Annotated in this window: 18 protein-coding genes and 3 tRNA genes; 8 read left to right on the top strand and 13 right to left on the bottom strand. The window is 66.4% G+C overall.

The window, feature by feature from the left end; translation table 11 throughout:
* Positions 1–29: 29 nt before the first annotated feature.
* The 7 genes from J2739_RS20710 to J2739_RS20740 all read right to left on the bottom strand — a co-directional run bounded on the left by J2739_RS20710 (position 30) and on the right by J2739_RS20740 (position 5,437).
* Positions 30–114: transfer RNA gene (locus J2739_RS20710), tRNA-Ser, on the bottom strand.
* A gap of 40 nt (positions 115–154) precedes the next feature.
* Entirely contained in the window at positions 155–856 is a 702-nt protein-coding gene (locus tag J2739_RS20715) for a TetR/AcrR family transcriptional regulator (protein WP_309905089.1), read from the bottom strand.
* Between the two features lie 16 nt (positions 857–872).
* Complete coding sequence (gene hemW / locus J2739_RS20720; protein WP_309905311.1) at positions 873–2,054, bottom strand: radical SAM family heme chaperone HemW; 1,182 nt, start codon at positions 2,052–2,054, stop codon at positions 873–875.
* 80 nt (positions 2,055–2,134) lie between these two features.
* Positions 2,135–2,734 carry an RdgB/HAM1 family non-canonical purine NTP pyrophosphatase gene (gene rdgB / locus J2739_RS20725; protein WP_309905091.1) on the bottom strand — a complete coding sequence of 200 codons (600 nt, stop codon included), beginning with the start codon at positions 2,732–2,734 and terminating at the stop codon, positions 2,135–2,137.
* A 31-nt stretch (positions 2,735–2,765) separates the two neighbouring features.
* Positions 2,766–3,494 carry a ribonuclease PH gene (gene rph / locus J2739_RS20730; RefSeq protein ID WP_309905093.1) on the bottom strand — a complete coding sequence of 243 codons (729 nt, stop codon included), beginning with the start codon at positions 3,492–3,494 and terminating at the stop codon, positions 2,766–2,768.
* 24 nt (positions 3,495–3,518) lie between these two features.
* Positions 3,519–4,433: a PP2C family protein-serine/threonine phosphatase gene (locus J2739_RS20735; protein ID WP_309905095.1), complete on the bottom strand. Its 915-nt coding sequence runs from the start codon at positions 4,431–4,433 to the stop codon at positions 3,519–3,521.
* A complete protein-coding gene (locus J2739_RS20740) occupies positions 4,430–5,437 on the bottom strand; it encodes a serine/threonine protein kinase (RefSeq protein ID WP_106555885.1) in 1,008 nt (335 codons plus the stop codon). The genes J2739_RS20735 and J2739_RS20740 overlap by 4 nt, the downstream gene beginning before the upstream one ends.
* Positions 5,438–5,530: 93 nt before the next feature.
* On the opposite strand from J2739_RS20740, the gene J2739_RS20745 reads away from it, so the two are divergent.
* The 4 genes from J2739_RS20745 (at position 5,531) to J2739_RS20760 (ending at position 9,681) form a co-directional block, all read left to right on the top strand.
* Positions 5,531–6,448: a YicC/YloC family endoribonuclease gene (locus tag J2739_RS20745; RefSeq protein ID WP_309905097.1), complete on the top strand. Its 918-nt coding sequence runs from the start codon at positions 5,531–5,533 to the stop codon at positions 6,446–6,448.
* A 22-nt stretch (positions 6,449–6,470) separates the two neighbouring features.
* A complete protein-coding gene (gmk, locus tag J2739_RS20750) occupies positions 6,471–7,091 on the top strand; it encodes a guanylate kinase (protein ID WP_309905099.1) in 621 nt (206 codons plus the stop codon).
* A 37-nt stretch (positions 7,092–7,128) separates the two neighbouring features.
* On the top strand, positions 7,129–7,332 hold the full coding sequence (gene rpoZ / locus J2739_RS20755; protein ID WP_106555888.1) for a DNA-directed RNA polymerase subunit omega: 204 nt from the start codon (positions 7,129–7,131) through the stop codon (positions 7,330–7,332).
* A gap of 93 nt (positions 7,333–7,425) precedes the next feature.
* Positions 7,426–9,681, top strand: a complete 2,256-nt coding sequence (locus tag J2739_RS20760) for a RelA/SpoT family protein (protein ID WP_309905102.1) — start codon at positions 7,426–7,428, stop codon at positions 9,679–9,681.
* A gap of 3 nt (positions 9,682–9,684) precedes the next feature.
* Here the strand turns inward: J2739_RS20760 and greB are convergent, their stop codons facing one another.
* Positions 9,685–10,245 (bottom strand): transcription elongation factor GreB, encoded by a 561-nt coding sequence (gene greB / locus J2739_RS20765; protein ID WP_309905104.1) that lies wholly within the window; start codon positions 10,243–10,245, stop codon positions 9,685–9,687.
* 56 nt (positions 10,246–10,301) lie between these two features.
* A tRNA-Arg gene (locus tag J2739_RS20770) sits at positions 10,302–10,378 on the bottom strand.
* A 531-nt stretch (positions 10,379–10,909) separates the two neighbouring features.
* Here J2739_RS20770 and J2739_RS20775 point away from each other — a divergent pair.
* Positions 10,910–11,101: a hypothetical protein gene (locus tag J2739_RS20775; RefSeq protein ID WP_309905106.1), complete on the top strand. Its 192-nt coding sequence runs from the start codon at positions 10,910–10,912 to the stop codon at positions 11,099–11,101.
* A gap of 57 nt (positions 11,102–11,158) precedes the next feature.
* Here the strand turns inward: J2739_RS20775 and J2739_RS20780 are convergent.
* Positions 11,159–11,235 (bottom strand) — tRNA-Ile (locus J2739_RS20780).
* 34 nt (positions 11,236–11,269) lie between these two features.
* Positions 11,270–12,274, bottom strand: coding sequence for a heat-inducible transcriptional repressor HrcA (gene hrcA / locus J2739_RS20785; protein WP_309905108.1), 1,005 nt, complete (start codon positions 12,272–12,274; stop codon positions 11,270–11,272).
* A 28-nt stretch (positions 12,275–12,302) separates the two neighbouring features.
* Here hrcA and J2739_RS20790 point away from each other — a divergent pair, with 28 nt between their 5' ends.
* The 3 genes from J2739_RS20790 (at position 12,303) to rapZ (ending at position 15,842) form a co-directional block, all read left to right on the top strand.
* Entirely contained in the window at positions 12,303–13,199 is an 897-nt protein-coding gene (locus J2739_RS20790; RefSeq protein ID WP_309905110.1) for an NAD kinase, read from the top strand.
* An 85-nt stretch (positions 13,200–13,284) separates the two neighbouring features.
* Positions 13,285–14,967, top strand: coding sequence for a DNA repair protein RecN (gene recN, locus J2739_RS20795; protein WP_309905112.1), 1,683 nt, complete (start codon positions 13,285–13,287; stop codon positions 14,965–14,967).
* Positions 14,964–15,842 carry an RNase adapter RapZ gene (gene rapZ / locus J2739_RS20800; RefSeq protein ID WP_309905114.1) on the top strand — a complete coding sequence of 293 codons (879 nt, stop codon included), beginning with the start codon at positions 14,964–14,966 and terminating at the stop codon, positions 15,840–15,842. The genes recN and rapZ overlap by 4 nt, the downstream gene beginning before the upstream one ends.
* Here rapZ and mutY read toward each other — a convergent pair.
* Together mutY and J2739_RS20810 are read right to left on the bottom strand one after the other, a co-directional pair.
* Positions 15,839–16,909 carry an A/G-specific adenine glycosylase gene (gene mutY / locus J2739_RS20805; RefSeq protein ID WP_309905116.1) on the bottom strand — a complete coding sequence of 357 codons (1,071 nt, stop codon included), beginning with the start codon at positions 16,907–16,909 and terminating at the stop codon, positions 15,839–15,841. The two genes, rapZ and mutY, sit on opposite strands and share 4 nt — an antisense overlap.
* Positions 16,899–18,860 carry a dynamin family protein gene (locus J2739_RS20810; RefSeq protein WP_309905118.1) on the bottom strand — a complete coding sequence of 654 codons (1,962 nt, stop codon included), beginning with the start codon at positions 18,858–18,860 and terminating at the stop codon, positions 16,899–16,901. Before J2739_RS20810 ends, mutY begins: the two co-directional genes overlap by 11 nt.
* Positions 18,861–18,863 lie beyond the last annotated feature (3 nt).

Here is an 18,863-nt window from a genome sequence, read left to right on the forward strand (position 1 = left end):
AGTACGGGGGGTGCGGCGCGGGTGAACGGCGGAGAGTGTGAGATTCGAACTCACGGACGGTTGCCCGTCGGCAGTTTTCAAGACTGCTGGTTTAAACCACTCACCCAACTCTCCTGTGGTCTTGCCCGCGCTCCAGGAGCACGGGGCGCTAATTTTAGTCGCTGGCTTCGGCCGGTCCATCACGCGCGGTGACTGCGGCAGGGGCCGGCGTCCAGCCACGCAGCACCAGGTCCACCACGCCCTCGGCCCAGGTGCGGCGCTCCTCGGGCCCCGCCAGCGGTTTCGAGATGAAGAAACGCACGCCGCCGAAGGCCAGCGTCGAGAGCTGCACCGCGGCCAGTTCGGGATCGGGCACGTAGAGCCTGCCGGCACGGTGCGCCTCGGCAAGATATTCGACCACCGGCGCGAGCACATAGCTGTTCTCGGCGTACAGCGACTTCGCGAGCTCCGGAAAGCGCACCGCCTCGGCGATCACCAGTCGCAGCAGCGCCAGCGTCTGTGGCTCGGTGGCGCCCAGGTACATGCGCTCGACCAGGTCCAGCAGGACTTGCCTTTCGTCGGCGCCGGAGCGCACGAGGGTGGCCTGCATCGTCTCGCGGGCGCTGCTCACGGCACGGTGCACGACTTCGCGGAACAAGGCCTCCTTGTTCTCGAACTGGCGGTAGATGGTGATCTTGGCCACACCGGCATCGCGGGCGATGGCCTCGATGCTGGTGGCGGCGTAGCCGTGCTCGAGGAAGGACCTGAGCGCGGCGCCGAGGAAAGCTTCGCGCAAGGCCACCGCCTGCTCGGGGCTGGGCCGCCCGCGCGAACGACGCTTGATGACTTCTTCTTCCGGCAAGGTTCGGGTCGGCATGGCGTCGCTGATTGTCTCAGCTGTCGGGAAGGAAGATGGCCTGCAGGTCGCTCAGGAAGTCCAGCCCGCGGGCGGTCGGCCAGACCCGCGCGAGATCGCGCTCGATCAGGCCCTTGCGCTCCGCCTCCTCCAGCCCGCGCTGGATGGCGGTGACGGCCAGCCCCGTGCGCTCACCGAACTGCGCCAGCGTGAAGCCTTCCTTGAGTCGCAGCGCATTGAGCATGAATTCGAAGGGCAGCTCGGCGATGCCGACCTCCTCGCACTGGGCGACCGCACCGGCCGCCAGCGCGTTGTCCATGTAGAGCCGCGGCTCTCGAAAGCGCACTTGCCGAACCACGCGATGCGCGAAGCTCAGCTTGCTGTGCGCGCCGGCGCCGATGCCGAGATAGTCGCCGAACTGCCAGTAGTTGAGGTTGTGCGCGCAGCGATGGCCGGCACGCGCATAGGCCGAGATCTCGTAGCGTTCCAGGCCGTGCTGCGCGGTGCGCTCGCTGAGACGGTCGAGCATGGCATAGGCCACGTCGTCCTCCGGCACCACCGGCGGGAACTTGGCGAAATAGGTGTTGGGCTCGATCGTCAGGTGGTAGACCGACAGGTGCGGCGGCGCGAGCGCCAGCGCCTGCGACAAGTCGGCGTCGAGCTCGTCGGGGGTTTGGCCGGGCAACGCATACATCAGGTCGAGGTTGAAGGTATCGAAGGCCTGGGCCGCCTCCTCGACCGCAGCGATGGCCTGAGCGCGGTCGTGCACCCGGCCGAGCACCTTCAGGTGCGCGTCGTTGAAGCTCTGCACGCCGACCGACAGCCGGTTGACGCCGGCGGCGCGGTAGCCGCGGAAGCGGTCGCGTTCGAAGGTACCGGGATTGGCCTCCAGCGTGATCTCGCACTCGTGCGCGAGCTTGAGCCGGGCCCGCAGATCGCTGAGCAAGCGGTCGATCGAGGCCGGCGAGAACAGGCTGGGCGTGCCGCCGCCGATGAAGATGCTGTGCACGCTGCGCCCCCAGACCAGCGGCAGGGCCGCGTCGAGGTCGGCGATCAGTGCATCGAGGTAGCGCTGCTCGGGCAGCGGCGCCTCGGCGCTATCGCTGCGCCACTCGTGCGAATTGAAGTCGCAATAGGGGCACTTGCGCAGGCACCAGGGCAGGTGGACGTAAAGCGAGAGGGGCGGCAGCGCCGACAGCTGCAGGGGTCCGGGGCGCATCCAGTGCAGCACGTCGTTCGCGTGCTCGGCGTCGCCGCTGCGCGCCTGCGCGCGCTCCTGGGCGATCGCGATCGCAGGGCTCATGTCCAGCGCTCCCGCATCAACGCCAACATGGCGCGTGCCGCCTGGCCACGATGGCTATGGGCGTTCTTCAACTCGGGGGGCAGTTGGGCGAAGGTCTTGCCGAACTGCGGCAGCCACATCACGGGGTCGAAACCGAAACCGTTCTCGCCGATCGGCGCACGGGTGATCTGGCCGGCGGCACGGCCGACGGCGATCAGCGGCTCGGGGTCCTCCGGGCTGCGCAGCGCCACCAGGGTGCTGACCAGCGCGGCGCGGCGATCATCGATGCCCGCCATCTGCTCGAGCAGGGCACGCACGTTGTTGGCGTCGCCCTTCTCGTAGCCGAAGCGCGTGGCGTAGTAGGCGGTGGCCACGCCTGGCAGGCCGCCGAAAGCCTCGACGCAAAGGCCGGCATCGTCGGCGATCGCCGGCAGGCCTGTGGCGGCCGCGGCGTGGCGCGCCTTCGCCAGCGCGTTCTCGACGAAGGTGAAGAAGGGCTCCTCCGCCTCGCCGACGCCGAGCTCCGCCTGCCGCACCAGCGCGATGCCCAGGGGCGCGAACAGCTGCTGCAGCTCGGCGAGCTTGCCGACGTTGTTGGAGGCGAGGACCAGTTTCATGGGCAGCCGGCGCGCTCGCGTCGTCGTTCCATCAGCCGGCCAGCGCCTGCGATTGCAGCGCGGTCAGCTCGGCGATGCCCTTCTCGGCCAGCAGCAGCAGCGCGTTCATCTCTTCGCGCGAAAACGCGGCCCCTTCGGCCGTACCCTGGACCTCGACGAAATGGCCGGCGCCGGTCATCACCACGTTCATGTCGGTGTCGCAGACCGAATCCTCGATGTACTCGAGGTCGAGCAGCGGCGTGCCTTGCACGATGCCGACGGAAACCGCAGCCACATGGCTCCGGATCGGCGAAGCGGCGAGCGTGCCGGCCGCCAGCAGCGTCCGGACCGCATCCTGCGCCGCCACGAAGGCACCGGTGATGGCTGCGGTGCGGGTGCCGCCATCGGCCTGGAGCACGTCGCAGTCGAGATGGATGGTCCGCTCGCCGAGGGCGGCAAGATCGAAGACCGCCCGAAGCGAGCGACCGATGAGACGCTGGATCTCCTGCGTACGGCCGCTCTGCTTGCCGCGCGCGGCTTCGCGGTCGCTGCGCGTGTGGGTCGCACGCGGAAGCATGCCGTACTCGGCGGTTACCCAGCCCTCGCCGCTGCCGCGCTTGTGCGGCGGCACCTTTTCCTCGACCGAGGCGGTGCAGAGCACCCGCGTCTGGCCGAACTCGATCAGCACCGAGCCCTCGGCATGGATGGTGAAGCCGCGTGTGATGCGAACGGGACGCAGCTGGTCGGCGGCACGGTCGCCGCTTCGTACGAAAACTGTCATGTCAACCCAAGAAAAGAAGAAGGATCAGGGCTTGCGTGCCGCGGAGGAGCGCTTGATGGCTTCGTTGATCTCGGCGATCGAACGCTCGATGGCGTCTTCGTCGAGGTCGTCGAGCTCGCTGTCGGACGGCATGCCCGCCTGGATGGTGGAGGCGAAGACGCCATCGCTGATGCTGTCGGTGGACACGCCGCGCGCCTGGCCCGGCGCATCCGGCGTTTCCCATTCCAGGGCGATCAGCGTCACGTTGTCGCTGTGGGCGCCGCCGTTGCGCAGGGCCATCTCGGCAAGATCGGGCGCAGCATCGGACACCGGTTTGCCGGAGGAAAGCGTGCGCACGATCAGGCTCTCGTCCAGCACGCTCCACAAGCCGTCGGAGCACAGCATGATGCGATCACCCCGCTGCAGCTGCAGCGGGGCGGAGATGTCGAACAGGGGCGTCGTGGGCGACCCCAGGCAGGTCAGCAACAGGTTGCGGTTGACCACCTCCGAGCTCGTCGCTCCACCGGGCCGCGGGCGCTCGGCATGCGAATGGTCGCGCGTGCGCACCAGAAGTTCGCCGTCGCGAATCACATAGAGCCGGGAGTCTCCGCAATGGATCCAGGTGGCGGTGGTGCCTTGCAGGACCGCCACGACCACGGTCGTGCGAGGCGTATCGAGCATGCCCTTGTTGCCCGCGTAGCGCATGATCTGCTGGTGCGCGGCCATGACCGATGCCGTGAGAAAGGCCTTCACGTCTTTCACCATCGGCCGCGCCTCGCGCTGGTACAGGGCCGCGATGGTCTGCAGCGCCATCTGGGCGGCCACTTCGCCTTCCGGATGTCCGCCCATTCCATCGGCCAGAACGAAAAGGCCGGACTCGCGCGTGTAGCAGTAGCCCATGCGGTCTTCGTTCTTGAGACGGCCGCCTTTGCGGCTGACCTGGAAAACGGAAAATTTCATGCCGGACGTGTGGTGGGGGCTGCGGCCTTGGGGAGGCCTTTCTTCTCGAAGGAGCGCATGTTGTCGATCGAAAGCCGGACCTTCTCACTCACGGTGAGCTTGGTATAACGGCGCTCGCCCTCGCGGCTGAGCTCCTTCTGCAACGCGAAGACCGATTGCGGGCGCGACAAGGGGTCGAGCGACATGCACCACTCGACCACCTCGATCAGGTTGTCGGAATAGATGCCGCGCAGGCGCGACAGCGACAGGCCGAGCCGGTCTTTCTCGATGCGCTGCGGCGCGTCGTTGGGTGGATAGCCCTGCATGCACGCGTAGATGCAGGCGCCGATGGCATAGATGTCGGTCCACGGGCCCATCGACGAATCGCGGCGGTACATCTCGGGGGCGGCAAAGCCGGGCGTGTACATCGGGCGGATGAAGTTGCCCTCCTTGGAAAGCACCTCGCGCGCGGCGCCGAAGTCGATCATCACCGCGCGATCATCATCGGTCACGAAGATGTTGGCGGGCTTGATGTCCAGGTGCAGCATCTTGTGCTGGTGCACGATCCGCAGGCCGCGCAGGATCTCGTCGAACAGTGAGCGGATGGTCGATTCGCGGAAGACCTTCTGCTTCTTGAGGTCGCGCGCGGTCACGATGAAGTCCTGCAGGGTGGCTCCCTCCAGGTAGTTCATGACCATGTAGACGGTCTCGTTCTCGCGGAAGAAGTTGAGCACGCTGACCACCGAGGCATGCGAGATCTGCGCGAGCGAGCGCCCTTCCTCGAAAAAGCTCTTGAGCCCGAGCCGGTAGAGCGAAAGCTTCTCGGGCGGCACCTGGGGACAGAGTTCACCCGTCCCCCGCGTCGCCAGCGAGGAGGGAAGGTACTCCTTGATCGCGACCTGCTGACCGCTGTGGTCGACGGCCAGGTAGACCACGCCGAATCCACCTGCGGAGATGCGACGCACGACTCGATAACCGCCAATGACCGTGTCGGGCAGCAAGGGCGAAGGTTTGACCTTTGACATAATCCGGGAGTTTCGCCCTAAGGCGGATGTGCGGCAAGCGAAGGCGGTGCCGTTTGTCTCGGGGCGTGCACACCAATTCAAGAGCGAGGCGCGATGCCAGTTTACAGCATGACCGGCTATGCCAGCGGCCAGAGCGCCGCGGGCAGCGGTCACCCCGAGGCCGAGCCGCGAAGCACGAGCGCAGGCCGGCTCGGAGTGGAGATCCGCTCCGTCAACAGCCGCTTTCTCGACCTCACATTCAAGCTGCCCGAAGAGCTGCGCCAGCACGAGCCGATGCTGCGGGAGCTGCTGACGGCGCAGCTCAAGCGCGGCAAGGTCGAATTGCGCGCGGCCATCGAGAGCGGCGCCGCAGGGGGCATCGGAGATCCCTCGACCAAGCTGCTGCAGCGGCTCAATGGCCTGCAGGACAGCATCCGTTCCTGGCTGCCAACCGCACGCGAGCTCAGCGTGGCCGACGTGCTGCGCCTGGCAGCCGGCGACACCACGGCAAGGAGCGACTGGGGCCCCGAGTTGTCCGAGCTGGCGGGGAAGACGCTCAAAGGCCTGATGACCTCGCGCGAACGCGAAGGCGCACGCCTCGCGAAGATGTTGCAGGACCATCTGGCCCGGCTGCGCGCCCTCGTGGCGCAAGCGCTGCCGCTGGTGCCGCAACTCGTGGAGCAGCAGCGCAGCCGCTTCCTGGAACGCTGGCAAGAAGCGATGGGCGCGAGCGGCGGCACCACCCCGCCAGAGTCCGCGCAAGACCGCGCACTGGCCGAAGCGACGGCCTTCGCGATTCGCATCGACGTCGCGGAAGAGCTCACGCGCCTGGGCTCGCACCTGGAAGAAATCGAACGGCTGGTCAAAAAGGGCGGCGAAATCGGCAAGCGGCTCGATTTCCTGATCCAGGAGCTGCATCGCGAGGCCAACACGCTGGGGTCCAAGTCGGCGACGCTCGAGCTCACCCGCATCGGCGTGGACATGAAGGTGCTCATCGAACAGATGCGCGAGCAGGTGCAGAACATCGAGTAACAGGGAAACAGGGAACGCGCGAATGGATTACCCCGGAAATATCTTCGTGGTCGCGGCGCCGAGTGGCGCCGGCAAGTCGAGCCTCGTCAAGGCTTTGATGGAGCTCGACACTGCCGTCCAGCCCTCGGTGTCGCACACCACGCGGCCGCCGCGCGGCCAGGAGAAGCACGGCCGCGAGTATTTCTTCGTCCCGCACGGGGAATTCGACGCGATGGTCGCCGGCGGCGCCTTCATCGAATGGGCGCACGTGCACGGGCAGCGCTACGGCACCTCCAAAAAGGCCATCGAGGAACGCCTCGCCAAGGGCGCGGACGTCATCCTCGAGATCGATTTCCAGGGCGCGACCCAGATCCGCAAGACCTTCGCCAATGCGGTGACGATATTCATCCTGCCGCCAAGCTGGGAAGAGCTGCGGTCGCGCCTGGAGCGGCGCGGCGAAGACAGCGCGGAGGTCATCGAGCTGCGCCTGCAGAACGCCGCGAAAGAGATGGCGCGCGCCAACGAATTCGACTTCGTTATAATCAACGAGTTATTTGAGCGCGCACTTTTCGACCTCAAGGCGATCGTCCACGCTCAACGGCTTCGGTACTCCGCACAGCGCCGGGCGCGTGCCGATACTTTCGCCGCGCTGAACATTCCCTGATCCAGATCACTTCCCGCCCGTAAGCCGAAAGACCCTCATGGCCCGTATCACCGTCGAAGATTGCCTGCAAAAAATCCCGAACCGCTTCGAGCTCGTGCTGGCCGCCACCTACCGTGCGCGCATGCTGAGTCAGGGCCATGCACCGAAGATCGAGAGCAAGAACAAGCCGGGCGTCACGGCGCTGCGCGAGATCGCCGAAGGCAAGATCGGCCTCGAAATGCTCAAGAAAGTCCCGGGTTGAGCTGACGCACACCTGCAACAAAAAAGCACCGCAACGCGGTGCTTTTTTGTTGCACAAAGACATCGAACCGGCGGCCAAGCTAAAGTGACAAGGATGAGCGCGGTCGTCAAGTCCAAGTCAGGTGCCCCCAAAGGCACGCCCCGGCCCAGTCCGGCGGCGCTGAACGCGGCTGCCGCCAGCTTTGCCGCGCTCACCGACCGCCTGGACTATCTGAGCGCCGAGGATGTCGAGCAGGTGCGCCGCGCCTACCGCTTCGCCGACGAAGCTCACCTGGGCCAATTGCGCAACAGCGGCGAGCCCTACATTACCCACCCTATCGCAGTGGCCGCCCAATGCGCGGAGTGGAAACTCGACGCGCAGGCATTGATGGCTGCCCTTCTGCACGATGCGATCGAGGATTGCGGCGTCACCAAATCGGAATTGATCGAGCGATTCGGCGCCCCGGTCGCGGAACTGGTCGACGGCCTGACCAAGCTCGACAAGCTGCGCTTCAACACGCGCGAAGAGAACCAGGCCGAGTCCTTTCGCAAGATGCTGTTGGCGATGGCGCGCGACGTGCGCGTCATCCTGGTCAAGCTGGCGGACCGCACGCACAACATGCGCACGCTCGAGGATGCGCCCCGCGAGAAGTGGGCCCGCATTTCGCGCGAAACCCTGGAGATCTACGCTCCCATCGCGCATCGGTTGGGGCTCAACCAGACTTACCGCGAACTGCAGGACCTGTCCTTCCGCCACCTGCGCCCCTGGCGCTATGCGATTCTGGCGAAGGCCGTCGCCAAGGCGCGCGGCCGGCGCCGCGACCTGATCCAAAAGGTACAGCAGGAATTGGAAACCGCCTTTGCCGCGGCCGGCATGAGCGTGCGCATCGCAGGCCGCGAGAAGACGCTCTATTCCATCTACCGGAAGATGGAAGAAAAACACCTGAGCTTCGCCCAGGTCACCGACATCTACGGCTTCCGCTTGATCGTGCCGACGGTCATCGCCTGCTACACCGGGCTGGGCATCCTGCACCAGATGTACAAGCCTCTTCCGGGCAAGTTCAAGGACCACATTGCCATCGCCAAGCTCAACGGATACCAGTCTCTGCACACCACTTTGGTCGGGCCGGCCGGCGTCAGTGTCGAGTTCCAGCTGCGCACGGAGGCCATGCACGTGGTCGCCGAGTCCGGCGTGGCGGCCCATTGGCTCTACAAGGCCGCGGAGCCGAGCGCGGCGACCGGTGACCGGTTGGGCACCAAGTGGCTGCAGTCCCTGCTCGACATCCAGGACGAAACGCGCGACGCCGCCGAGTTTTGGGATCACGTCAAGGTCGACCTCTTCCCGGATGCGGTCTACGTGTTCACGCCCAAGAGCCAGATCCTGGCGCTGCCGCGCGGCGCGACCGTTGTCGATTTCGCCTATGCCATCCACAGCAACATCGGCGACCACACGTCCGCGGCGCGCATCAACGGCGATCAGGTGCCGCTGCGCACCGAGCTCAAGAACGGGGACGTGGTAGAGGTCATCACGGCCCCCGTATCGACGCCCAATCCGGCCTGGCTGGGCTTCGTGCGCACCGGCCGGGCGCGCTCGAAGATCCGCCACTACCTCAAGACCTTGGCGCATGCCGAGTCGGAAGGCCTGGGCGAAAAACTGCTGGCGCAGGCGCTGCGGGCCGAGGGGCTCGGCAATCTGCCGGAAGACAACGAGGCACATCAGCAGATCTGGGAGAAACTGCTGCGCTTCACCGGGAATCGCACCCGCTCGGAACTGCTGACCGACATCGGCCTGGGCAAGCGCATAGCCACCATCGTCGCCAAGCGGCTGATGGCGCTGCTGTCGGAGCGCGGCGAGAAGCCGGACGCCCTGATGCTGAGCCGCGAACGCTTCACCGCGCACGAGGCCGTTTCCCAAGGTGCTGTCACGCTGGACGGCAGCGAGAACTCCTCGGTGCGCTTTGCGCTGTGCTGCCGACCCATTCCCGACGACGCCATCGTGGGCTACCTGGGCCACGGCGAAGGCCTGGTGGTGCATACGGAAGCCTGCGGCGTCGGCCAGCGCCTGCGGCACAAGGACAGCGAGCGCTTCTTCGCGGTCGAATGGGCGGACGAGCCGGTGCGGACTTTCGAAACCGGCGTGGTGATCACCGTGCGCAACGACAAGGGCGTGCTGGCACGCGTCGCTGCCACTCTGGCGGATGCCGAAGCCGACATCACACACGTGGAGATGGCCGACGAGACGCCGCAGGACTCCACCGACCTTCGCTTCGTGATCGCCGTGCGAGACCGCACCCACCTCGAGTCCGTGCTGCGCGCGGCGCGGCGCACGCCCTCCGTACTCGCTGCGGCGCGGACTGTTCCGGCGCCTTGAGCGTCAACCGCCAGGTGATGGCGGCGGGTAGCTCACCGACAGCACTTCGATCTCGTGCACGCCACCGGGCGTCGCCAGCTTGACCACGTCGCCCTCACGCGCTTTCAGCAGGGCTCGGGCGATCGGGGAAATCCAGCTCACCTGGCCTTGGGCGCTCTCGGCCTCGTCGATGCCCATGATGGTCAACTCGCGCTCATCGCCCGTCTCGTCCGCATAGCGGACCTTGGCACCGAAAAAGATCTGGTCGCGGCCATGGTGGACGGAAGGGTCCGTCACCTCGGCCACTTCGAGCCGCTTGGTCAGGAAGCGGATACGCCGGTCGATCTCGCGCAGGCGCTTCTTGCCATAGAGATAGTCGCCGTTCTCGGATCGGTCGCCATTCTTGGCCGCCCAGTGAACCGCCTCGACCACCTTGGGCCGTTCCACGTCCATCAATTCGAGCAACTCATCGCGCAGACGCGCATAGCCCTGCGGCGTGATGTAGTTCTTGCCCCCGGCGGGCAGCGACGGCATGGCGGCGGCGCCGTCGTCATCGTCGATCTCCTTGGTGAATGCTTTGCTCATGGCTTGAAGCTCCAAAGGAAAAAAGCCTGCAACTCTCGTTGCAGGCTTTCTTGATTTGGTGCGGCTGGCAGGATTCGAACCCACGACCCCTTGGTTCGTAGCCAAGTACTCTATCCAACTGAGCTACAGCCGCACAGCTTGCGAGTATAGCATGCTGTTGGACCCCCTTTTGGCACACCCATGCCAACATGCTGCTCGAGCAACTTTCAAGCGGTCCTTCGCTTCAAGAGGGATCGCCCCACTCCTCGCGCGCGACCTCGGTCGGGTTTCGGGCGCCGTACCGGGCGTACAACTCCTCGGCAGCCTCGGCCGTTTGCACCTGGTCTGCGCAACCTTCCGAAAGCCGGGCCCACTCGGAGACAAAGGCGCAACGCCACTGTTCTTGCGGGAACGGATGCGTGCCGAGCACGTCGAAGGGCGTCTTCTTTTCAGCGACTATGTTTTCCTCCGTACTCAGCGGCTCAGTCCGTTCGGCAATAACTGTAAGGGAATGGTAAGTGAAACGCAGGGGGGTCGACGTGAACTTTTCACACCGGCACGTCATGGCATGTAGCTACAATTAGCTACACGAGGCGCCTTTTTGAAACAGTCGGGGTGACACAGCCCTTCTTCGTTTCGCGACGCGAATGCGCTCCGTCTCCTAACCCTCACTTCAGTTGCAGAGATGGCCAACCGACTCACAACCCACAATCGTTTCCACGCTGACGATCTCGAGAGCATGCCCTCGCAACTTGACGAGCTGACCCTCCACGGTCGACTTGAGCAGCCGGAACAGCGCAGCAAGGGATGGCTCCGCAATGTGGCGATTGGAACACTGGTGGCGCTCGTGGCAGCTGCCATCTTTCTTGCTCGCTGAGCTTCGGCGGGGGGCAAAGGTGCCCCCGGGAAGAACGCGAACTTGCAGTCGGGTTGGTGGTAGGCCGTCCTGGGCTTGAACCAGGGACCAACGGATTATGAGTCCGCTGCTCTAACCAGCTGAGCTAACGGCCCACGCAATGGGATTCTAGTGGGCACGTTGCCCTGCCTATTTGCGGTGGCTCAGCGCGTTAGAGACCAGCTTGGACGTGATGTCGACGATCTGGATCATGCGGTCGTAAGGCATGCGTGTCGGTCCGATCACGCCGAGCGTCCCGACCACTTCGCCGTCCACCTCGTAATTCGCGCTCACGATCGAGAGATCGTCGAAGGGCACGACCTGGCTTTCGCCGCCGATAAAGATGCGAACGCCTTCCGCCTTGCTCGAAACGTCCAGCAGGCGCAACAGCTGCGCCTTTTGCTCGAAGAGTTCGAAGGCGCGGCGCAGGTGGCTCATGTCGCTCGAGAAATCGGTGACTGCGAGCAGGTTGCGCTCGCCGGCGATCACGACTTCGTCCTGAGCCTCCGTGAGCACCTCGGAACTGACCTGGACCGCCGCCTGCATGAGGGCCGCGATCTCGCTGCGCAGCTGCTCCATCTCCGACTGCAGCCGGTCACGCACCTGCTCGATCGACAGGCCCGCGAAATGCGCGTTGATGTAGTTCGAAGCCTCGACCAGCTGCGACTGCGAATAGTCGACTTCAGGAAAGATCACCCGGTTCTGCACGTCGCCGTCCGGCGAGACGATGATCACCAGCAGGCGGCGGTCCGACAGGCGCAGGAATTCGATTTGCCGGAACGCCGAGGCACGGCGCGGCGCCATGACCACGCCAACGAACTGCGACAGGTTCGACAGCAGGTTGGCGGCGTTGGCGATCACCTTCTGCGGCTGATCGGGCGGCAGACTCGGCGCTGCGAACTGCTCACGCTGCGCCGTCAGCATGGTGTCGACGAACATCCGATAGCCGCGGGTCGTGGGGATGCGGCCGGCGGAGGTATGGGGACTGACGATGAGGCCCAGCCCTTCGAGATCGGACATCACATTGCGAATGGTCGCCGGCGACAGCTCGAGGCCCGAGGCACGGGAGAGCGTACGTGAGCCCACCGGCTGCCCTTCGGCAATGTATCGCTCGACCAATGTCTTGAGCAGCAACTTGGCGCGATCGTCCAGCATTGAAAGATTTTAGTGTTGTAATTTGCAGATGACATCCAGCTTCCGGCGCGTCGCATTGATCGGCAAGTACCAGGCTTCCGGCGCGCGCGTGCCGGCCGGTGCGCTGGACGAGGTGATGGAAGGCATCGGCGCCTTTCTCGAATCCCGGGGCTGCGAGGTCTTCGTCGAGCAGACGGACGACGGAGAGCGGGCGCGGACCCGCTACGCCGCCCTGTCTGTCGACGAGATCGGGCGGAAATGCGACCTGGGCCTGGTGGTCGGCGGAGACGGCACCATGCTCGGCATCGGGCGCCAGCTCGCCTGCTATGGCCTGCCGCTGATCGGCATCAACCGCGGGCGGTTGGGCTTCATCACCGACATTGCCCTGAACGACTACCAGACCGTGCTGGTCCCGATTCTGGCCGGAGAGTACGAGGAAGACCACCGCAGCCTGATGCAGGCGAACGTGGTTCGCAAGGGCGTCTCGGTGTTCGACGCGCTTGCCATGAACGACGTGGTCGTCAACCGCGGCGCCACCTCGGGCATGGTGGAGTTGCGGGTTTCTGTGGGCCATCACTTCGTGGCCAACCACCGCGCCGACGGCATGATCATCGCCTCGCCCACCGGCTCCACCGCCTATGCGCTGTCTGCCGGTGGCCCGTTGTTGCATCCGGCGGTGCCGGGCTGGGTCATGGTGCCGATCGCGCCCCACTCGCTCTCGAACCGCCCGATCCTGCTGCCGGATGCGGACGAAGTCTCCATCGAGCTGGTCGGCGGCCGTGACGCGAGTGCCAATTTCGACATGCAATCCCTCGCGACCATGGCCATCGGCGACCAGATCGTGGTGCGGCGCTCGCAGTACCGCGTGCGCTTTCTCCATCCGCGAGGCTGGAGCTATTTCGACACGCTGCGCAAGAAGCTGCATTGGAACGAAGGAGGTTCCTGATCCATGAGCCCGCACGCTGCTCAACCCGTCCGTTGCCCCTTGCGAGCGCCTTCCGAGTTTTTCGCGACCCAGGGCGGGCATTGACATGGGGTTGCGTCGTATCGCCTTGCGCGATTTCGTGATCGTGCGCGCGCTCGAACTCGATCTGGCGGAGGGCTTCACGGTTCTCACCGGTGAAACCGGCGCCGGCAAATCGATCCTGATCGACGCCCTGCAATTGGCGCTCGGCAATCGGGCCGACGCGGGCGCCGTCCGCGAAGGTGCCGAACGCCTCGATGTCAGCGCCGAATTCGATGCCGACCCGGCCCTCGCCGCCTGGCTGGACGAGGGCGGCTTCGAAGCCGGCGATGCACTGCTGCTGCGCCGGACGGTCGATCTCCAGGGCCGCAGCCGGGGCTGGATCAACGGCAGCCCTGCCACCGCGGCCCAGTTGCGGGAATTGGGCGATCGGCTGCTGGACATTCACGGCCAGCATGCCTGGCAGAGCCTGACCCGTCCCGAGGCGGTGCGCGGCTTGCTCGACGCCTATGCAGGCGCCGACGATGCGGCGCTTGCACAGGCCTGGCAAGGGTGGCGCCAGGCCATCGCGACGCTCGACAAGGCACGCTCGGCGCAGGACTCGCTGCAGCGAGAGCGCGAGCGCCTTCAGTGGCAGGTGAACGAGGTCATGAAACTCGCGCCGGGCGCCGACGAATGGGACGAGCTCTCGGCCAGCCACACCCGCATCTCCAACGCGCAGGCACTCATCGATGCGGCCGAGGGCGCCTGCAGCGCGCTGGAAGACGACGAGGGCGGCGCGCTCGCCGCGCTGAGCCGGGCCGTGACGCTGCTGCAGAACTGCGAGCACATCGAACCGGCCTTCAAGGAGCTGGGCGAGGTGCTGTCCTCGAGCGTCGCCCAGGCCTCGGACGCCGCGCACTCCCTGCACGGTTATCTGCGACAAGCCGACACGGACCCGGAACGGCTCGCCGAACTCAACGAGCGGATGGGCCTCTGGATGTCGCTGGCCCGCCGCTACAAACGCACGCCGGCCGAGCTGCCCGCCCTGCTCGCCGGCTGGCAGGCCGAGCTGCAGACGCTGGACGCACAAAGCGACCTGGAAGCCCTGGAACGCGCCGAGGAGGCCGCGCAAAAGGCCTACATGAAGGAGGCCAAGGCCCTGAGCAAGGCGCGCAGGCAGGCGGCACCGCGCCTGGCCCAGGCGGTCACCAAGGCCATGCAGGGCCTGGGCATGCAGGGCGGCCGCTTCGAAGTCGCGTTGGAAGCCTTGGCCGAACCCGCCCGGCACGGGCTCGAAGACATCGCCTTCCTGGTCGCGGGCCATCCGGGCAGCACGCCGCGTGCGATCGGCAAGGTGGCTTCGGGTGGCGAGCTGTCGCGCATCGCCCTGGCGATCGCCGTCACCACGAGCCAGCTGGGCACCGCGCAGACCCTGATCTTCGACGAGGTCGACGCCGGCGTCGGCGGCGCCGTGGCCGAGACTGTCGGCCGCCTCATGAAGCAGCTGGGCCGAGACCGGCAGGTGCTGGCCGTCACCCACCTGCCCCAGGTAGCCGCTTGCGCCGACCATCATCTGCTCGTTGCCAAGCAGCAGACCAGCGCCAAGACCAAGGACGGCATCCGCACCGAAAGCAGCGTGTCGGTGCTCAACGAAGACACCCGCACCCGCGAGATCGCGCGCATGCTGGGCGGTGAGCGCATGTCGCAGACTTCGCTCGCTCACGCCCGCGAAATGCTGGGCAGCCAGGCGCCGGAAACGTCGCCATGAGCCTCGAACTCGTGCTGATCACCGGCATGTCCGGCTCGGGCAAGTCCGTCGCCCTGCACGCGCTGGAAGACGCGGGCTACTACTGCGTCGACAACCTGCCGCCCGAGCTGCTCATGCCCTTCGTCGCCCTGCAGCGTGAGCAGCAGGCGGTGCGTGTGGCGATCGCGATGGATGTGCGAAGCGGCGTCTCGCTGCCGCTGGTACCGCAGCAGCTCGACCGGCTGCGGCAAGAAGGCGTGTCGCTGCGCTCGCTGTTCCTGGACTCGACCACCGACGCACTGATGCGCCGCTATTCGGAGACCCGGCGCCGCCACCCCCTGTCGCGCAACGACGGCAGCACCGATGCGCCGGAGCATCAGCGCGTGCTGGTGCAGGCCATCGAGCTCGAACGCGAGCTGCTGGCCGAGCTGCGCGACGGTGCCGACGTGATCGACACCAGCATCATCCGGCCGGCGCAGCTGCAGAGCTACATCAAGTCGCTGATCGCGGCACCCGAAAGCGCGCTCACACTGGTCTTCGAATCCTTCGCATTCAAGCGCGGCGTGCCCCTCGATGCCGACTACGTGTTCGACGTGCGCATGCTTCCCAACCCGCACTACGTGCCCGCCCTCCGGCCATTGACCGGCCGCGACGCACCGGTGATCGAGTGGCTGCGCGAGCACGACGATGTCGCGCGCATGTATGACGACATCGAGCAGTTCCTCCTTCGATGGCTCGATGCACTGGCGCGCGACCATCGCAGCTATGTGACCGTGGCCATCGGCTGCACGGGCGGCCAGCATCGCTCGGTGTTCCTGGTCGAGCAGCTGGCCCGCGGCTTCAGCACGCGCTGGGTCGCGCTCAAGCGGCACCGCGAGCTGGACGCGCAGGTTTAAGCCACGGCAAGCAGCTTGCGCACTGGGGCCGGCAGGCCCAGCGCCGACCACTCGACGGCCCCGAACCAACGCCCGGAATCGGTCGGCGCGCATTCGGCCTCGTACGGCACCGACACCGGGTGCAGGTACAGGTCCTTGTGCGTAAGGACGTGCAGGAAGGCCTGATCGTCGCGAGCGGCTGGGCGCACATCGGGCGCGAGCTCGTCCAGCAGCGAAGCGCGGCTCTCATAGACCGGCAGGCAATAGAGCCCGGCCCAGATTCCGCGTGAAGGGCGCTTCTCGAGCCACACGCGCCCGGCCGAGTCGAACGCCTTCAGCATCCACAAGGACTGCGCGCCGCGGCGCAGCTTGCGCGTCTTGACCGGGAAACGCTCCGGCGCCCCCTCGCGCCGCCCGGCGCACAGCTCGCTGGCCGGGCAGATCATGCAGCTGGGCTTGCGCGGCAAGCACAGGGTGGCACCCAGGTCCATGAGGCCCTGGGTGTAGGCGGCGATGGCGCGCCGCTGCGCCGCAGGCGGCAGGAGCTCCGTTGCCATGGCCCAGAGCGCCTTCTCCTGCGCCGAAGACGCCAGGTCGCCCTCGAAGGCCAGCACCCGCGTCAGCACGCGCTTCACGTTGCCGTCGAGGATCGCGACCCGCTCGCCGAAGCAGAAGGCCGCGATGGCGGCGGCGGTGGAACGGCCGATGCCCGGCAGTGTCGCCAACTCGGCCGCCGTGCGTGGGAAGGCGCCGCCGAAGCGCGACAGCACCTCCTGGGCGCAGCGGTGCATGTTGCGTGCCCGGCTGTAATAGCCCAGGCCGCTCCACAGGCCCAGGACCTCGTCCTCGCTGCCCGCGGCCAGTGCCTGCACAGTCGGAAAGCGCTCGAGGAAGCGTGCGAAATAGCCCATCACGGTCGAGACCTGGGTCTGCTGGAGCATGACCTCCGACAGCCACACGCGGTAGGGATCCTGGGTGTTCTGCCACGGCAACGTACTGCGGCCGTGGCTGCGCTGCCAGGCCACGATGCGCGCGGCCAGATCCGCCGGCGCTGCAACAGACGCCGGCTTCAGAGCGTCAGGCGGCACTGAGTTCGCTGCGCGCCGCAGCCGCGGAAGGTGCCTCGTTGCTCGTGAGCAGCGCTGTGAACTCGCGCAGGCGCACATGCAACTCGGCCAACCCGACCTCCTGGGCCGCGAGCTCGGACAGGCGCTCGTCGAGGTTGCCCGCGGCGCCCTGGATGCGCTCGACGGCCTCGATGCGCTTGGTGAAATTTCGGCGGCGCTCCTTGAGCTGCGTGTCGAGCTGCGCGCCTGCGCCCTTGCTCCAGCGCTCCACCTCGGTCATGGCAGCCTCGTTGACGACGCGCAGGCGGCTTGCCAGCGCGCGCACGAGCTTGTCGCAGAAGTCGGGCTGCGCCAGCTTCAAGACGTTGCCAATGCCGAGGTAATGGACGTGGCTGCGCTCGATCTGGCTCAGCTGCTCCTGGAAACCCGTCAGGTCAGGCTCGGCCGGTGCCTGCAGCGCGAAGCCGTGCTCGGCATTGAGTTGGCGGAACGTGGCGTGGAGCATCGATTGGATCTCGGCAGTGGTCGCCTGCACCTCGCGGAGGTTGTTGCGCAGCGCGTCGAAGGTCGCGCCGTACACCTTGCGCACGTTGAACTTGATGCCGGGCCGCTTGAGCGAGGAGGACAGTCGGGCCATGTCGGCCTTGAGCGCAGTGCTGCCCAGCACGGCGTACACCTCGCGCAGCAGCTTGCCTTGCACCGAACGCAGCGCCAGGATGCGCGCGTTGCTGCCTTCGAACTCGGCCTGCTCCTGCTCGATGCGGGTGCGCATGTGGCGGATGACAGAGACATTCTTGCCGCGCAGCCCCTGCAGTTCGAGCGCCTGTTCCGAGAGATCGCGCTGGCGCACCTTGAGGATGCGCGCCGCCTCGGCCTGCAGGGCGGAAATGCCGGCGTCCACGGCCAGCCGCAGCATGCGCTCGCGCTTGCCGAGCAGGCCCTCGCCCAGCACGGACTCGAGCGCGGGCAGCCGGCTCGCCTGCAGCAGCGGCACGTCGCGCCGGATCTTGGCCTGCAACCCCTTCTGCGCCGAGACCGGAAGCACTTGCGCGAGCGGCACGCCCAACAGCTCGGCGGCGCCCTTGCGCTGGCGCTGGATCTGGGCATCGATCTGGGCGGGCGTGCTCAGCGTGTCCCACATGGTGTCGATCTTGTTGAGCACCACGATGCGGGTTTCGCCCGGATCGCCCTCGGTGATCAGGTGCTCGCGCCAGATCGCGAGATCGGAGCGGGTCACGCCAGTATCCGCGCCCAGGATGAAGACCACCGCGTGGGCCTGCGGAATCAGGCTCACCGTCAATTCGGGTTCGGCGCCGATTGCGTTGAGGCCAGGGGTGTCGAGGATCACCAGCCCCTGCTCGAGCAGAGGGTGCGGCATGTTCAGCAGCGCATGGCGCCAGCGCGGGATCTCGACCTGGCCCTCGGCATCGGGCACGGGGTTGTCGTCAGGCGATTCGTCGCTCCAGAAGCCCAGTGAACGCGCCTCGGCCAGCGGCACACGCCGGACCTCGGCCACCTTGTTCATGGTCTGCGAGAGCTGCTCGGCGTCTTCGACGTCGATAGGGATTTCGGTCCAGTGCTCGGCCTTGTCGCGCCAATGGGCCAGCGAATGCGGCTCGAGCCGGGTTTCGATGGGAAGCAGGCGGAGGCAGGGGAGAAAAGTCGAGTCGTAGCCCAGCTCCGTCGGGCACATCGTCGTGCGGCCTGCACTGGCCGGCATGATGCGGCGGCCGTACGCGGCGAAGAAGATCGCATTGATCAGCTCTGACTTGCCGCGCGAGAACTCGGCCACGAAGGCGACCATGACCTTGCTGGTACGCATTTGCGACTCCAGCTCGCGCAGGCGCTCGGCTACGCTCTGGTCCAGGAGCTCGTTTTCATCCAGCCAGCGCGCCAGCCATTTGAGCCGGTGCGCGAAATTGCGTCGCCAGGCGCCGTGCTGGTCGAATTGCTGATTGAAGGAGCGAGTCAAGGG

The organism is Variovorax soli (assembly GCF_031454625.1).
Classification (GTDB): Bacteria; Pseudomonadota; Gammaproteobacteria; order Burkholderiales; family Burkholderiaceae_C; genus Variovorax; species Variovorax soli_A.

Bases quoted from the DNA above. Each gene is read 5' to 3' on its own strand.
- J2739_RS20735 (WP_309905095.1), bottom strand. From the start codon at position 4,433: ATGAAATTTTCCGTTTTCCAGGTCAGCCGCAAAGGCGGCCGTCTCAAG.
- rph (WP_309905093.1), bottom strand. From the start codon at position 3,494: ATGACAGTTTTCGTACGAAGCGGCGACCGTGCCGCCGACCAGCTGCGT.
- rdgB (WP_309905091.1), bottom strand. From the start codon at position 2,734: ATGAAACTGGTCCTCGCCTCCAACAACGTCGGCAAGCTCGCCGAGCTG.
- J2739_RS20790 (WP_309905110.1), top strand. From the start codon at position 12,303: ATGACATCCAGCTTCCGGCGCGTCGCATTGATCGGCAAGTACCAGGCT.
- hemW (WP_309905311.1), bottom strand. From the start codon at position 2,054: ATGCGCCCCGGACCCCTGCAGCTGTCGGCGCTGCCGCCCCTCTCGCTT.
- J2739_RS20775 (WP_309905106.1), top strand. From the start codon at position 10,910: ATGGCCAACCGACTCACAACCCACAATCGTTTCCACGCTGACGATCTC.
- hrcA (WP_309905108.1), bottom strand. From the start codon at position 12,274: ATGCTGGACGATCGCGCCAAGTTGCTGCTCAAGACATTGGTCGAGCGA.
- J2739_RS20745 (WP_309905097.1), top strand. From the start codon at position 5,531: ATGCCAGTTTACAGCATGACCGGCTATGCCAGCGGCCAGAGCGCCGCG.
- J2739_RS20760 (WP_309905102.1), top strand. From the start codon at position 7,426: ATGAGCGCGGTCGTCAAGTCCAAGTCAGGTGCCCCCAAAGGCACGCCC.
- greB (WP_309905104.1), bottom strand. From the start codon at position 10,245: ATGAGCAAAGCATTCACCAAGGAGATCGACGATGACGACGGCGCCGCC.
- gmk (WP_309905099.1), top strand. From the start codon at position 6,471: ATGGATTACCCCGGAAATATCTTCGTGGTCGCGGCGCCGAGTGGCGCC.
- J2739_RS20740 (WP_106555885.1), bottom strand. From the start codon at position 5,437: ATGTCAAAGGTCAAACCTTCGCCCTTGCTGCCCGACACGGTCATTGGC.
- rapZ (WP_309905114.1), top strand. From the start codon at position 14,964: ATGAGCCTCGAACTCGTGCTGATCACCGGCATGTCCGGCTCGGGCAAG.
- recN (WP_309905112.1), top strand. From the start codon at position 13,285: ATGGGGTTGCGTCGTATCGCCTTGCGCGATTTCGTGATCGTGCGCGCG.
- J2739_RS20715 (WP_309905089.1), bottom strand. From the start codon at position 856: ATGCCGACCCGAACCTTGCCGGAAGAAGAAGTCATCAAGCGTCGTTCG.
- rpoZ (WP_106555888.1), top strand. From the start codon at position 7,129: ATGGCCCGTATCACCGTCGAAGATTGCCTGCAAAAAATCCCGAACCGC.